This is a genomic window from Nocardia sp. NPDC047648 (assembly GCF_040642815.1).
Classification (GTDB): domain Bacteria; phylum Actinomycetota; class Actinomycetes; order Mycobacteriales; family Mycobacteriaceae; genus Nocardia; species Nocardia gamkensis.
On record NZ_JBEYSX010000011.1, the window covers coordinates 228,607 to 242,959 of the forward strand.

13 protein-coding genes are annotated in these 14,353 nt (G+C 71.3%); 6 read left to right on the forward strand and 7 right to left on the reverse strand.

The features are described 5' to 3' along the window. Positions 1-71: 71 nt before the first annotated feature. From ppc to ABZ803_RS23480, 3 genes are all read left to right on the forward strand, one after another. Positions 72-2,831, forward strand: coding sequence for a phosphoenolpyruvate carboxylase (gene ppc, locus ABZ803_RS23470; protein WP_357042036.1), 2,760 nt, complete (start codon positions 72-74; stop codon positions 2,829-2,831). A 33-nt stretch (positions 2,832-2,864) separates the two neighbouring features. Continuing rightward, positions 2,865-4,157, forward strand: a complete 1,293-nt coding sequence (locus tag ABZ803_RS23475) for an amino acid deaminase (protein WP_357041837.1) — start codon at positions 2,865-2,867, stop codon at positions 4,155-4,157. A gap of 271 nt (positions 4,158-4,428) precedes the next feature. After that, positions 4,429-5,529 (forward strand): FAD-dependent monooxygenase, encoded by a 1,101-nt coding sequence (locus ABZ803_RS23480; RefSeq protein WP_357041840.1) that lies wholly within the window; start codon positions 4,429-4,431, stop codon positions 5,527-5,529. Here ABZ803_RS23480 and ABZ803_RS23485 read toward each other — a convergent pair. Then, a complete protein-coding gene (locus ABZ803_RS23485; protein WP_357041843.1) occupies positions 5,526-6,503 on the reverse strand; it encodes a YafY family protein in 978 nt (325 codons plus the stop codon). The genes ABZ803_RS23480 and ABZ803_RS23485 overlap by 4 nt on opposite strands. A gap of 62 nt (positions 6,504-6,565) precedes the next feature. Between ABZ803_RS23485 and ABZ803_RS23490 the strand changes: the two genes are divergently transcribed. Then, on the forward strand, positions 6,566-7,825 hold the full coding sequence (locus ABZ803_RS23490; protein WP_357041846.1) for an epoxide hydrolase: 1,260 nt from the start codon (positions 6,566-6,568) through the stop codon (positions 7,823-7,825). 10 nt (positions 7,826-7,835) lie between these two features. On the opposite strand, the gene ABZ803_RS23495 is transcribed toward ABZ803_RS23490, so the two are convergent. Further along, positions 7,836-8,846, reverse strand: coding sequence for a WYL domain-containing protein (locus ABZ803_RS23495; RefSeq protein ID WP_357041849.1), 1,011 nt, complete (start codon positions 8,844-8,846; stop codon positions 7,836-7,838). Positions 8,847-8,909: 63 nt separating this feature from the next. Here ABZ803_RS23495 and ABZ803_RS23500 point away from each other — a divergent pair, with 63 nt between their 5' ends. Then, positions 8,910-9,401, forward strand: coding sequence for a pyridoxamine 5'-phosphate oxidase family protein (locus ABZ803_RS23500; protein ID WP_357041852.1), 492 nt, complete (start codon positions 8,910-8,912; stop codon positions 9,399-9,401). A 23-nt stretch (positions 9,402-9,424) separates the two neighbouring features. Here ABZ803_RS23500 and ABZ803_RS23505 read toward each other — a convergent pair whose 3' ends face one another. Continuing rightward, on the reverse strand, positions 9,425-10,333 hold the full coding sequence (locus tag ABZ803_RS23505; RefSeq protein WP_357041855.1) for a LysR family transcriptional regulator: 909 nt from the start codon (positions 10,331-10,333) through the stop codon (positions 9,425-9,427). A gap of 111 nt (positions 10,334-10,444) precedes the next feature. Between ABZ803_RS23505 and ABZ803_RS23510 the strand changes: the two genes are divergently transcribed. Beyond that, positions 10,445-11,185: an SDR family oxidoreductase gene (locus ABZ803_RS23510; protein ID WP_357041857.1), complete on the forward strand. Its 741-nt coding sequence runs from the start codon at positions 10,445-10,447 to the stop codon at positions 11,183-11,185. Between the two features lie 15 nt (positions 11,186-11,200). Here ABZ803_RS23510 and ABZ803_RS23515 read toward each other — a convergent pair whose 3' ends face one another. The 4 genes from ABZ803_RS23515 to ABZ803_RS23530 all read right to left on the reverse strand — a co-directional run bounded on the left by ABZ803_RS23515 (position 11,201) and on the right by ABZ803_RS23530 (position 14,310). Next, on the reverse strand, positions 11,201-12,442 hold the full coding sequence (locus tag ABZ803_RS23515) for an RNA polymerase sigma factor (RefSeq protein ID WP_357041860.1): 1,242 nt from the start codon (positions 12,440-12,442) through the stop codon (positions 11,201-11,203). Positions 12,443-12,445: 3 nt separating this feature from the next. Next, complete coding sequence (locus ABZ803_RS23520) at positions 12,446-12,781, reverse strand: YciI family protein (RefSeq protein ID WP_357041863.1); 336 nt, start codon at positions 12,779-12,781, stop codon at positions 12,446-12,448. 13 nt (positions 12,782-12,794) lie between these two features. Continuing rightward, on the reverse strand, positions 12,795-13,379 hold the full coding sequence (locus tag ABZ803_RS23525; protein ID WP_357041866.1) for a dihydrofolate reductase family protein: 585 nt from the start codon (positions 13,377-13,379) through the stop codon (positions 12,795-12,797). Positions 13,380-13,473: 94 nt separating this feature from the next. Then, on the reverse strand, positions 13,474-14,310 hold the full coding sequence (locus ABZ803_RS23530; protein WP_357041869.1) for an isocitrate lyase/phosphoenolpyruvate mutase family protein: 837 nt from the start codon (positions 14,308-14,310) through the stop codon (positions 13,474-13,476). Between the last annotated feature and the right edge of the window lie 43 nt (positions 14,311-14,353).

The window sequence follows — 14,353 nt, forward strand, 5'->3', positions numbered from 1 at the left end:
GCGGCCGGTGTGGGCCGCGTCGCATACCCGCCCGGCCCGGAGGGCAATACTGTCTGATCATGGGCGAATCGATGAGCGAGATCGAACAGGACGCCATCCGGCCGCTGCGCGACGACATCCGTTTCCTCGGCGGCGTACTGGGCGACACCATTCGCGACCACGAAGGGCCGGAGGTCTTCGACCTCATCGAGCGGGTGCGCATCGAGGCGTTCCGGGTACGCCGCGAGGAGGTCGAGCGCAGCGCCGTCGCGGAGATGCTCGACGGTGTGGACATCGCGGTCGCCCTGCCGCTCATCCGCGCGTTCAGCTACTTCGTGCTGCTGGCCAATCTGGCCGAGGACATCCAACGCGACCGCCGCCGCGCCGCGCACGAGGCGGCGGGTGAACCGCCACAGGACTCGTCGCTGGCGGCCACCTACCGCAAACTGGACGCGGCGGCGCTCGACGGGTCCCGGGTCGCGGAGCTGCTGGCCGACGCGCTGGTGTCGCCGGTGATCACCGCGCACCCGACCGAAACGCGCCGCCGCACCGTGTTCGACGCGCAGGCCCGGATCACCGAGTTGATGCGCCTGCGCTTGCGCTACGCCGAGAACGAGCGTGAGCGGGCCGACCTCGAACTGCGGATCCGCCGCCAGGTGCTGAGCCTGTGGCGCACCGCGCTGATCCGCCTGGCCCGCTTGCGCATCCAGGACGAGATCTCGGTGGGTCTGCGCTACTACGACCTCACCCTGTTCGACGTGATCCCGGCGATCAACGCCGAAGTGCGCGCCGCGCTTCGCTCGCGCTGGCCGGGCGTCGAGTTGCTGCCGCGTCCGATGCTGCGTCCCGGCTCGTGGATCGGCGGCGACCGCGACGGGAACCCGTACGTCACCGCGGATGTGGTGCGTCAGGCCGCTTTCCGCGCCGCGGGCGTCGCGTTCGAGCGCTACCTGCGCGAGCTGGTGGAACTGGAGAAGACGCTGTCGCTGTCGGCCCGGCTGGTCACCGTGACGCCCGAGGTCGCCGCGCTGGCCGAGACGGGATATCCCGATCCGGCCGCGCACGCCGACGAGCCGTATCGCCGGGCGCTGCATCACGTCCGGGCCCGGCTGACCGCCACCGCGCGGGCGGCGCTCGGCGAGGTTCCACCGAACGGCCTGGATGCCGGTGCGCGGCCCTATCCGACTCCGCAGACGGTGCTGGACGACCTGGACGCGATAGACGCCTCGCTGCGGGGCAGCGGCGACGGCTTGCTCGCCGACGATCGCCTCGCCGCGTTGCGCCACGCCATCGAGACCTTCGGCTTCCACCTACAGAGTCTGGACCTGCGGCAGAACTCCGAAGTGCACGAGCAGGTCGTCGCCGAACTGCTGACCTGGGCGGGGGTCCACTCCGACTACGCGAGCCTGCCGGAGGAGCGGCGGGTGGAACTGCTGGCCGCCGAGCTGCGCACCCGCCGCCCGCTGCTCGGCCCGCACGCACGGCTGAGCGAGTCGGCCGCCAAGGAACTCGGCATCGTGCGCGCCGCGCGGGATGTGGTGGACACGCTCGGCGCGGCCGCGGTGCCGAACTACATCATCAGCATGTGCACCTCGGTCAGCGATCTGCTCGAGGCCGCCCTGCTGCTCAAGGAAGGCGGGCTGCTCGACCCGGGGGAGCCGGACGGGCCGCCGAACTGCCCGGTGGGCATCGTCCCGCTGTTCGAGACCATCGAGGACCTGGGCGCGGGGGCGGCGACACTGTCCGCGGCGCTGGAGGTGGGGGTCTATCGCGATCTGGTGGCCGCGCAAGGCATGCGCCAAGAGGTGATGCTCGGCTATTCCGACTCCAACAAGGACGGCGGATACCTCGCGGCGAACTGGGCGCTGTACCGGGCCGAGCTGGATCTGATCGAGGTCGCCCGCAAGACCGGGATCCGGTTGCGGCTGTTCCACGGCCGCGGCGGCACGGTAGGCCGCGGCGGCGGCCGCAGCTACGACGCGATCCTCGCCCAGCCCGCCGGGGCGGTGCGCGGCTCGCTGCGGCTCACCGAACAGGGCGAGGTGATCGCCGCGAAATACGCCGAACCCGGTAGCGCGCACCGCAATCTGGAGTCGCTGATCGCGGGCACCCTGGAATCGACCCTGCTGGACGTGGAGGGACTCGGCGCCGACGCCGAGCCGTCCTACGGAATCATGGACGACCTCGCGGCCCGCGCCCGCGCCGCCTACGCGCGGCTGGTGCACGAAACCCCTGGATTCGTCGAATATTTCCGGCAGTCCACGCCGGTCGCCGAGGTGGGGGACCTGAACATCGGCAGCAGGCCCGCCTCGCGCAAGCCGACGAATTCGGTCGCGGACCTGCGGGCCATCCCGTGGGTGATGTCCTGGAGTCAGGCGCGGGTGATGCTGCCGGGCTGGTACGGCACCGGCGCCGCCCTGGAGGAGTGGATCGGCGGCGACCCGCAACGCCTGGCCACCTTGGCGGACCTGTACCGGCGCTGGCCGTTCTTCCGCACGGTGCTGTCCAACCTGGCCCAGGTGATGGCCAAGAGCGATCTCGACATCGCCGCGCGCTACGCCGAACTCGTGGACGACGTGGCGTTGCGCGAGCAGATCTTCGGCATGATCCGCGACGAGCACGCCCGCACCGTTCGCATGCACGCCGCGATCACCGGCAACGATCACCTGCTGGCCGACAACCCGTCGCTGGCCGAGTCCATCCACAACCGCTTCCCCTACCTGGAACCGCTCAACCAGATGCAGGTGGAGCTGCTGCGCCGCCTGCGCGCCGGGGACGATTCCGAACTGGTGAAACGCGGCATCCTGCTGACCATGAACGGCCTGGCCACCGCGCTGCGCAACTCGGGCTGAGCCGCCGAGGGCCCAGGGCCGGGAAGGAATGTCGTGTCGATCGATGAAGCCGCCGTCGCGGCGCTCGCGGACCGCCGGATCGGTCCCGAGCACAAGGGTATGCCACCGGAATCCTGGGGGCTGACCGTCCGGGAATTCCGCACCGGCGCTGTGCCGCTCGCCTCGCTGGAGACTCCGGTGCTCACCGTCGACCGCGCGGCCTTGCGGACGAACATCGCGGTCATGGCCGACTGGGTGCGCGCGGCCGGTGTGCAACTGGCGCCGCACGGCAAGACCACGATGGCGCCACAGGTGTGGGCCGACCAGTTGGCCGCGGGCTCGTGGGGCATCACACTGGCCACCATCTGGCAGACCCAGGTGGCCCGATCGTTCGGCGTCGCCCGGGTGCTGCTGGCCAACGCGCTGGTCGATCCGGTCGGATTGCGCTGGGTCGCGGCGGAATCGGCGCGCGACCCGTCCTTCGAGTTCGTCTGCTGGGCCGACAGCGTCGAGACGGTCGCGCTGATGGACGCGCACCTGCGCACCGCCCCGGAGCCGGCGCGGATCCGGGTGCTGGTGGAACTCGGCGGCCCGCACGGCCGAACCGGTGCGCGCACGGTGGAACAGGCGCATACCGTGGCGCGGGCGATCGGCGCGGCGTCCCGGCTGACGCTCGCCGGCGTCGGTGGTTACGAGGGCGCGCTCGCCCACGACCGCACCGCGAGCGGCGTTCGCGCGGTGCGCGACTACCTCGGCGAACTCGCCCGCCTGCACTCGGAACTCCGCGCGGCGGGGCGATACCGCGGTCCGGCCCTCGTCACCGCCGGTGGCAGCGCCTATCCGGAGCTGGCGCTCGAATACCTCGCCCCGCTGTCCGACGAGCAGGGCGCGCAGGGTGTCGCGACGACGGTCGTCCTGCGCTCGGGCGCCTACGTCATCCACGATGACGGCTTCTACGCGAGCATGTCGCCGCTGGCGGCTCCCGGATGCGCGCGGCCGCTGCGCTCGGCGATGCACGGCTGGGCACGCACCCTCTCGCGCCCTGAGCCGGGGCTCGCCCTGCTGGACGCGGGCAAACGCGATCTGCCTTTCGACGAGGGGCTGCCGATTCCACAACGCGTCGCGGGCGGTGCGCTGGACGCGGGCGCGACGGTCTCCGCGCTCAACGACCAGCACGCCTTCCTCCGGCTTCCGGTCGGCGCCGCGGAGTTGCCCATCGGGTCGGTCGTGCGGCTCGGGCTGTCGCACCCGTGCACCGCCTTCGACAAATGGCGCCTGATCCCGGTGATCGACGACGCCGACGCCCAGACGCCCCGGGTGGTCGATCTGCTGCACACGTTCTTCTAGACGACGCGGTTGCCCGGTATACGAGAAGCTTCGGCCACAGCGATGCCGGGCGCTCGCGACGGCTCGGCCTCCGCGTTCCTCGATCATCCGGTGCGAGCGGCGCACGCTCCGAACGGTTCGCCGGGCAGGGCGAAGTCCGGCACCGGAGCCGCCCGTATTCATCTCGCCAGGGCAGGGCAGTGATACCGATTACGCTCCCGCTACTTGTCACTACATCTGTAGTAGCGTTTGCGATAGCTGCTCGTCGAGCGGTGCGGAGAAAGGGGAAGCGATGGCCGAGGCGCTCATCGTGGGCGGTGGTATCGGTGGCCTGGCGACCGCGGTGGCCTTCTCGCGGCGGGGTCACCGCGTCGAAGTGCTCGAGCGGGCCGCCGAGATCACCGAAGTGGGCGCTGGGCTGTCGCTGTGGCCCAACGCGATTCGCGCCCTCGACGCCCTCGGCTTGGGCGACGAGGTGCGGGCACGGGCCGTCGAGCAGGGGGCGGCGGGCATCCGTGATCGCGCCGGACGGTGGCTGACCAGGACGGATGCCGAGGCGATCCGGGCTCGGTACGGCAGCCCGGTCATGCTGCACCGCGCCGACCTGGTGCACATCCTGCGCTCCGCGATACCGGCGGCGGCGCTGCGCACCGGCGTCACCGTGGCCGAGGCCCGAGCCGACGGCACGGTGGTGCACTCGGCCGGAACCTCCAGCGCGGACATCGTCGTCGGCGCGGACGGCATTCGCAGCGTCGTGCGTCGCACCATCTGCGGTGAGATCCGCCCCCGCTACGGCGGCTACACCGCGTGGCGGGTGGTCGTCACGCCGCGCGAGCCGGTCACGGACATGGGTGAAAGCTGGGGGCGCGGTGAGCGTTTCGGGTACGTTCCGCTCGCGGACGGCCGTGTCTACTGCTTCGCCACCGCGAACATGCCCGCAGGGAAGGCAAGCGGCGGGGTGGAGGAGTTGCGCGCCCGGTTCGGCGGATGGCACGACCCGATCCCCGCCCTGCTGGCCGCGGCCGGGGACGCCGAGGTGCTGAAGCACGACCTCTACGACCTGCCGACGCCGAAGAGCTACGTCGCAGGCCGGATCGCGCTCGTGGGAGACGCGGCGCACGCCATGATGCCCACCCTCGGGCAAGGCGCCTGCCAGGCGCTGGAGGACGCCGTGGTGCTGGCCAGGGTGGCCGACAGCGGCGGTGACCTCGCCGATTACGACCGGGAACGCAGGCCGCGCACCCGGATGATCGCCGCACGCTCGCGCCGGATCGGCGCGGTGGCGCAACTGTCGTCGGCGCCCGTCGTCGCGATCCGCGACGCCTTGGTGCGGGCGATCCCCGACTCGGTGCAACTCGGATCGCTCGCCGCCGTCCTGGATTGGCGCGGCTAGCCGGTGCGCTCGCCGCCGAAGTCGCGCACGGCGCGCACGCAGCGGGCGGCATGGGCGCGCAGCGCCTCGACGAGTTCCGGTGGGCCGTCGAGCAGGGTGAAGTCGAGATCGACCGAGGTGATCATCCACACCAGCTGCTCCGGCGACTCGCTGCCGACGTGCAGGCGGCAGCTGTGCTCGTCGACGGCTTCCAGGACGCCGGTGCCCGGCCACACGCGGTCGGCGGCGTCATCGGCCGAGCGGTGCAGGAGCACCGTCGCCTGATGCGGCCAGGCACGGGTCGACAGCCGCATCGAAAGATACGCCGCGACATCACCTTCCGGCGGCTCGCGTGGTGCGTAGCGTGGGCCGGTCGGAATCCGCGGGGTGATCCGATCCGCCCGGAAGGTGCGCCAGTCGGTGCGTTCCACGTCCCAGGCGACCAGGTACCAGTGCCTGCTGAAGTGCACGAGGGTGTGCGGCTCGACGGTGCGCAGGCCCAGTGCTCCGTTGTGCGCGCGATAGTCGAACCGCAGCCGTTCGTGGCGCTGACACGCTTCGGCGATGGCCATGAGCGTGTCCGGATGGACCTCGGGCACCGGCGCCGCGACGCGCAGGGTGGCGCCGCGCAGCGTGCGGACCCGGTGGCGCAACCGGGGCGGCAATACCTGCTCCAGCTTGCTCAGTGCGCGCAGCGACGCCTCCTCGAGTCCGGTCACGCTGCCACCGGCGGCGCTGCGCAGGCCGACCGCCACCGCGACCGCTTCGTCGTCGTCCAGCAGCAGCGGCGGCAATGCGGCGCCCGCGCCGAGCTGGTATCCGGCGGCGCCCCGGGTGGCATGCACCGGATAACCGAGTTCGCGCAGCCGATCGATGTCGCGTCGCACGGTTCGACCGGTGACTCCGAGCCGTGCGGCCAGTTCGGCGCCGGTCCAGTCGGGACGGGTCTGCAACAGAGTCAGCAGGGCGAGCAGGCGAGCCGACGTTTCCAGCATCACGCCAGAATGCCGGAAAGATAGGAACGATCGCGTCCTAAGCGCTTCCTACCGTGGCCGACATGACAACCGAACCGGACATTCGCCCCTTCCGCATCGACACCCCCCAGGAGAAGATCGACCACCTGCGCCGGCGCCTCGCCGAGACGGCGTGGCCGAGCGACCTGCCCGGCGCGGGATGGGACAAGGGCATGCGGGTGTCCTACCTGCGGCCGCTGGCCGAGTACTGGCGGACCGAATTCGACTGGCGTGCCGTCGAGGCGACGCTGAACGAACTGCCGCAGTTCGTCACCGACATCGACGGGCAGCGCGTGCACTTCCTGCACGTGCGCTCGCCGGAGCCGGATGCCCTGCCACTGGTGCTCGGTCACGGCTGGCCCGCGTCGTTCGTCGAGTTCCTGGACGTGCTCGGGCCGCTGAGCGATCCCCGTGCCCACGGCGGCGACCCCGCCGACGCGTTCCACCTGGTCGTTCCCTCGCTGCCGGGGTTCGCGTTCTCCGAGGTGTCCCCGGATCCGGGCGCGGGCTCGACCGAGCGGTTCGCGGAGGTGGTCGCGGCACTCATGGCGCGCCTGGGCTACGACCGCTACGGCGTGCAGGGCGGCGACGCCGGATACTTCATCGCCGCACAGTTGGGCCATATCGCTCGGGAACACGTCGTGGGCCTACATGTGAACGGCCCGATCACCATTCCCTCCTGGGGCAGCGGCGACGACGGCGAATCGTGGGGGGCGGCGACGTCCGCTTCGGACGAGTGGTCCCCGGATGCACCGGAGGCCGAGTACAGCCCGGAGGACCAGGCGAAGCTGGCGACGCTGACCGGCCCGGAGAGCTACGCCCGCTACGACTACGCGACCGTGCAGGCCAACCGCCCGCACACGCTGGCGATCGGCCTGCAGGACTCGCCGGCCGGGCTGCTGTCCTGGATCGCCGACCTGTTCCGGCAGTACACGAACCCGGCGATCGAACTGCCGGACGACGCGGTGGGCCGGGACGCGCTGCTGACCAACGTCAGCCTGTACTGGTTCACCGGAACCTTCGCCTCCTCGCTGCGGCTCTACAGCGAATCCGCGGCCTGGGGCGCGCCGGTGGTGAAGTCCGATGTGCCGACCGCTGCGGCGATCTTTCCCGGCGACATGTCCGTTCGCAAGCTCGCCGAACAGGCGCACCACATCGTCCGGTGGACGGAGTTCGATCGTGGCGGGCATTTCGCGGCGATGGAGGCGCCGGATCTGTTGATCGCGGACGTGCGCGAGTTCTTCCGCACGCTGCGCTCAGACGCGGCTCTGCCGTCATCGGCGTCATCGGACAGGGCACGGTAGAAACGCGCGCCTACCCGCCGGGTTGCCGCGCAGCCGAGCCCGGGTGGCCGGAGTCCGCGGAGTAGCGCGCGTGCATGGCGGCGGCCGTCGCCGCGAGCCGTGCGCGCAGCTGCGGCGGGTCCAGCACTTCGACGAACTCGCCGAGCGGCAGTAGGCCGTGCGCGAGCACCTCGTAGGACTCCGATGGCACGACCACCTCCACCCACCCCTCGGCGTCGGGCGGCCCGGCGGAGGCCAGTGCTTCGGCGACCGCCGCCGGATCGTTCGTCAGCCGCAGCAACCGCAGGTGGGTGGCGGCGATCCGGCAGCGCGCCCGGACGCGCAGCATCGAACGCGCGAAATCGTCGGCGGCGTCGGTCCAGTGCGCCCGCAGATCGAATCCGGCCGGGCGGGCGAAGGATTCGCCGGTCGTCTCGGCGGAGCGGATCCGGCCCACCCGATACGAGCGGGGCGTGTGCCCGCTGCGAGCGACGAGGTACCAGGTGCCTGCCTTGAGCACCAGGCCGAGTGGGTCGAGCAGGCGTTCGACCACCTGGTCCTTGCGCGCGTAGCGCACGCGCAGCCTGCGGTCGTGCCAGAGCGCGTCGGCGATCGTCGCGAGCGTCGGCGTCTCGTCCGGCCGGTGGAACCAGCCCGGCGCGTCGACATGCACCCGCTCGGCGATGCGCGTCGCCCGTCCGCGCAATTCCGGCGGCAGCGCCGCGAGCATTTTCAACTGCGCGGTGGCCAGCACGGTGCCGAGGCCGAGATCGGCGGCGGCGCCGGGCAAGCCGGTCAGCAGCACCGCGTCGGCCTCGTCGGTGGTCAGGCCCGTGAGCCGGGTGCGATAGCCGTCCACCAGCCGGACGCCGCCTGCCCGGCCCGGTTCGCTGTAGACCGGGACACCGGCCACCGAAAGGGCCTCGACATCGCGATAGACGGTGCGCACCGACACTTCCAGTTCCCTGGCCAGTTCGGGCGCGGTGAGCCGGCCTCGGGTCTGCAACAGCAGAAGCAGTTGCACCAGCCGACTCGCCCGCATGCAGGCGACACTAGCCGCAAACCTTGACACGAGACGGCAGGGTTTCGCCGTACCGTCCTCGTCATGACCACTTGGAGCCGATTCACCGAAGAAGCACCGCACGTCGCCGAGGTATTCACGCGCAGGCACCGCGCGGCGGGCAATCTCTGCATGCTCGGCACCATCCGGGCCGACGGATCACCGCGGATCAGCCCGGTCGAACCGCGCGTCTTCGAGGAGTTCCTGGTGATCGCGGGAATGCCGGGCACCACCAAGTTCCGCGATCTGGCTCGGGATCCACGCTTCTGCCTGCACACCGCCACCGTGGACACGAATGTGTCCGACGGTGACGCCAAACTTTTCGGCGCCGTCGTCGACCTGCCCGACCGCGACGTGCACGTCCGCTTCGCCCAGCACCTGTTCGACGCGACCGGTTTCGACATCCGGGGGCGCGAGTTCGACCACTTCTACGTCGCCGATCTCACCGGGGCGTCGACGGTGGAGGTCGACGGCGACCACCTCGACATCACCATTTGGAAGCCGGGTGAAGGGGAGCGCGTGGTCCGCAAGCACTGAGCAGGCGGCTCGGCGCGACGATCTCACTCCCGCGCCGTCAGTTGGGCGGCGATCGGGCTCGGGACCGGGACGCCGCGGCGGTGCAAGTCGGTGAGGAATCGGCGGACGAGGGGATCGCCCGGGGTGGAGGTGAGGCAGACGACCTCGCGCGTCAGTGGCGGCCGCAGGCTGCGGACGGCGCCGGGGAACGTCGCGGTCAGCGCGCTGGTGGGCACGAGGGCGGTGCCGAGACCGGCGGCGGCGAGCTGGGCGGCGGTGCCGGCTTGACGGGTCCTGGTCGCCGCGGTCAGCACCACTCCTCGTCCTGCGGCGACTTCGTCGAGCCAGGCGCTGAGGCCGTTGTCGGGGTGGTAGTGCACCACCGGGCGTTCGGCGATGTCCGCCAATGTCATCGCTGCCGGAGGCTTCCCGGCGTCGTCCGGCAAAGCCGCGACGATCTCCTCGTTCCCGATCACGACGAGGTGGCCCTCCCAGCGCGACGGTCTCGGCCCGAGGGCGAGATCGGCCGTGCCGATGGCCACCATCTCGGCCATGGCGTCGGCGCTGGACACCTCGGACAAGGTGAGGCGTACCTCTGGACGACGGCGATGCCAGACGCGCAGCACGGGAGCGAGCAGGCTCGCGGACATGCTGTCCGCGCACGCGATGCGCAATTCCCCGGTCGCGCCCGCGGCGACGGCGCGGCCGCCCGCGACCACTCGTTCGGCGGCAGCCACCGCGGCGCGTGCGTCCGCGGCGATCGCACGGCCCGCGGCCGTCGCCCGTACCCCACGCGGGAGCCGCTCGAGCACCGGCGTGCCGAGTTCGCGCTCCAGCGAGGCGATCTGGTGCGACAGCGCGGGTTGCGACAGATGCAGTCGAGCGGCGGCCTCGGTCACCGACCCGGAGTCGAGCACGGCGATCAGGCACTCCAGCGCACGCAGCGTAGGCATTCGATAATTCTATGGCAAGCCCTGAAACTATCGATCCCGCGACGGGATGACGGTGATCGCCCAGGTCGTTCCTCTCGGTGGGGCACAGCACACCTACCGAGAGGAACACTTATGACAGGCACGTTGGACGGCAAGAAGCTCGTCATCGTCGGCGGTGGATCGGGCATCGCTCGACAGATCGCCCGCGACGCGGTCGCCGCGGGCGCGACCGTGGTGCTCGCGGGCCGCGACGAGCACGCCGTGGCCGCGGCACGGGAGCAAGTGATGGGCGCGGCCCGCGGTCGCCGTGCGGCGGTCGAAGCGATCCGGATCGACCTCGGTACCGAGGACTCCGTCGTCCGGGCAGCCGAGGAAGTCGGTGAGCTGGACTATCTGGTGTCAGTGGCCGCGTCCCACGCGAACGGGCCCGTGGCCGAGCTGGCTCGGGCAGCGATCGTGCGGGCCTTCGACGCCAAGGTGATCGGCCCGATCCTGCTCGGCAAGCACTTCGGCGCCCGGATCAGGCCGGGCGGAGCGCTGCTGCTGTTCTCCGGGGTAGCCGCGTGGCGGCCCGCGCCGGGACGGACGGTGATGGCTACGACCAATGGCGCGGTGAGTTTCCTCGCCGAGGCGCTGGCGGTCGAGCTGGCGCCGATCCGGGTGAACGCGCTGTCGCCGGGCATTGTCGACTCGGGCGTCTGGGACGGCATGGGCGAGCGGAAAGAGCACTTCTTCGATGAGGTGGCGGCCGTCAATCCGGCGCGCCGGGTCGGCAGCCCCGCCGATATCTCCGCCGCGGCGCTGCTGGCGCTGACCAATCCCTTCTTGACCGGAACGACCCTGCACGTCGATGGCGGCGGCCGACTGGCCTGAGCGCGGATCGCATCGCTACCGGTTCGGTTCACCTTTGCCGAGCTCGGCGCGCCGACGCGTCAGGAAATTTCGTTCGGCCGCGTTGTCGGTGCGGTCGAGAGCGGCGTCGTAGGCGGCGACCGCGTCGGCGGTTCGACCGAGACGGGCCAGCAGGCTCGCGCGGATGGCGTGGAACAGGTGGTATCGCTCGAGCGCGAGGGCGTCCACCAATTCCAATGCCGTCGCGGGACCGTCCACTTCGGCGACCGCCACCGCGCGGTTGAGGGCGACGACCGGATTCGGTGTGAGCGCGGTGAGCTGGTCGTAGAGGCGCAGGATCTGGGTCCAGTCGGTGGCCGTCGCGCTCGCCGCGTCGGCGTGCACCGCGTTGATCGCCGCCTGCAACTGATACGGCCCCGGCCGGTTGCGGCGCAGGCATTGCCGGACGAGGGTGTGCCCTTCGGCGACGAGGTCGCGGTCCCATCGGCTGCGATCCTGTTCCGCGAGGGGGATGAGGGAGCCGTCGGGGCCGGTGCGCGCGGACCGGCGGGACTCGCTCAGCAGCATCAGCGCGAGCAGGCCGGTCACCTCGGGCTCGTCCGGCATCAGCTCTGCCAGCAAGCGGCCCAGGCGAATCGCCTCGGCGCAGAGATCGGTCCTGACCAGCTGTGTACCGGATGAGGCCGTGTGTCCCTCGGTGAAGATCAGGTACACGACGCCGAGTACCGCGCGCAGCCGGGCGGGCAGGTCCGCGTCGGCGGGCACCCGGTGCGGGATGCGGGCGTCGCGGATCTTGCCTTTGGCGCGAACGAGGCGCTGCGCCATCGTCGTTTCGGAGACCAGGAACGCGCGGGCGATCTCGGCGGTGCTCAACCCCCCGAGCAGCCGCAGCGTCAGCGCCACCTGCGCCTCCGGCGCCAGAGCGGGGTGGCAGCAGGTGAAGATCAACCGAAGCCGGTCGTCGCGCACGGCGCTCACCGCCTGCTCCGGCTCGTCCTCGGCGTGCAGGAGGGCGGCCTGCGCGTGCCGGTCCGCGCGGGAGGCCTCGCGGCGCAGGCGGTCGATGGCCCGGTTACGCGCGGTGGTGATGATCCAGCCGGGCGGGCTCGGCGGGAGACCGTCGGCCGGCCAACGCTGGACGGCGGCGGTGAAGGCGTCCTGCACCGCGTCCTCGGCGACGCCGATGTCGCCGAAGACGCGGATCAGGCTCGCGACCGCACGGCCGTAATGCTGCGCGAAGACCGTTTCGATCACCGAGCCGGTCACGGGTTCGTCCATCTGTCAGTCCTGGATCGGACGGACCTCGACGGGCAGGCCGATGACGGCGGTGAGCTTGCGGCCCCATTCCAGCGCTTCGTCGAGATCGGCGGCGCGGATGACGGTGAAACCGCCGATGTGCTCCTTGCCTTCGACGTACGGGCCGTCGGTGATCAGCACGTCCTCGCCGCGAGCGTGCACCACGGTCGCGGTGCCGGGCGCGTGCAGACCGGCGGCGAACACCCAGGTACCCGCCGCCCGCATCTCGTCGTTGAGCGCGCCGAGTTCGCGCATGATCTCGTCCAGGTTCTCCGGCGCCCCCGCGTCGGGCTGGTAGATGCTGAGCAAGTAGTGCTTCATCGCGCCATCCTTCTCATCCGCGCCGGTAGGTGGCGATGACGACACCGGTTCCGGTCGTCACCGTGTCGGTCGTCCGCAAGCCGCCCAGCGCCACGCCGTCGAACAATCGGCGGCCCGAACCGAGTACCAAGGGGTGGATCAGCAGGAGGTACTCGTCCACCAGATCGTGGCGCATCAGCGAGCGCAACAGGTCGCCACTGCCGAGCACCACCAGATTCCGGTCCGGTTCCCGCCGCCGCAACTCGGGGACCGCCGTCATCGCGTCGCCGCCGAGCCATGTCGAGTTCTGCCAAGCCAGCGGCCCGCTTCCGGTGCGGGAAGCGACGAACTTCTCGGTCTTGTCCAGCGCATCGGCCATCGGGTTGCCGACCTGTCGCGGCCAGTATCCCGCGAAGTCCTCGTAGGTGCGCCTGCCGAGCAGCAGCGCGCCGCGGTTCGCCGCCATGTGCCTGCCCATGACCTCGGCCTGCACCGGGTCGTCGTGCCGGTGCGCCCAGCCGCCGTGCGCGAATCCGTCTCGGGTGTCCTCGTCCGTCCGCCCGGGCGCCTGCATGACGCCGTCCAGCGTGAGGTGCTCCACCGCGATGATCTTGCTCATCTCCGCTCCTTCCGGGACCGGCGCGGCGCCGGTCGCACCATCTACACGAACGGGCCCCCGGCGGATCGACAGCGTCGCCGAAAAAAATCTTCGCTCAGGATGAACAGCCGCGAGAAGCCTCGACGGGCGCGGGCAAGAGACGTTGGATCTCGGCATAGCCGACGATTCCCGGCGGAATGGAGGCGTCGTGCCGCACGGCGCGTGCGACGTCCAGCGCGGCCGACAGCGCCGCCCGGTACAGCAGCGACCCGGTACTGATCCGGCGCACGCCCAGCTCGGTCAGCGTCGCGAGACTCGGGCCCTCGGCCGAATAAAGGACGTTCACAGGCACTTCGCTGGCCGCCACGACCCGCTCGATACGCGCCGGGTCGGTCAGGCCGGGCACGAAGACGCCGTCGGCTCCGGCCGCGGCATACCGGCGTACGCGATCGTGGGTGGAGCCGTGATCGAGCCCCAGCCAGTAGGTGTCGACGCGAGCATTGACGAACAGTTCCGGTGTGCGCTCCTTGACCGCCGCGATCAGCGCCGCTTGGTGCTCGGGCGCGGCGAGCGCCGATCCGAGGCGGCTGTCTTCCAGGTTGACGCCCGCGATCCCGCAGGCCGCGAGCTGTCCGGCGAAATCCGCGACCGCGCCGGGCCGCTCGTCGAACCCGGCCTCGATGTCGACGGTGACCGGGATCGGCAGCCGCGCGAGGCGCCGGGCCGAGGCGAACGTCTCCGCCTTCGTGACGCCAGCGCCGTCGGTGCGCCCGGCCGCGGCGGCCACGCCCAAGCTGGTGGTGCCGATCGCCGCGAATCCCTCGTTGGCCAGCAGGGCGGCCGAGGCGAAGTCCCAGGCGTTCGGCAGGACGAGGGGGCGGTCGCGGTGGTGCAGGCCGCGGAAGATCTCGAACATGGCCGGCGGGGTCGCCGCCGCGGAAGACGAAGTCATGCCGCGACCGTAGCCACGGAACGTTTCGGTGGGCGCCGAAACG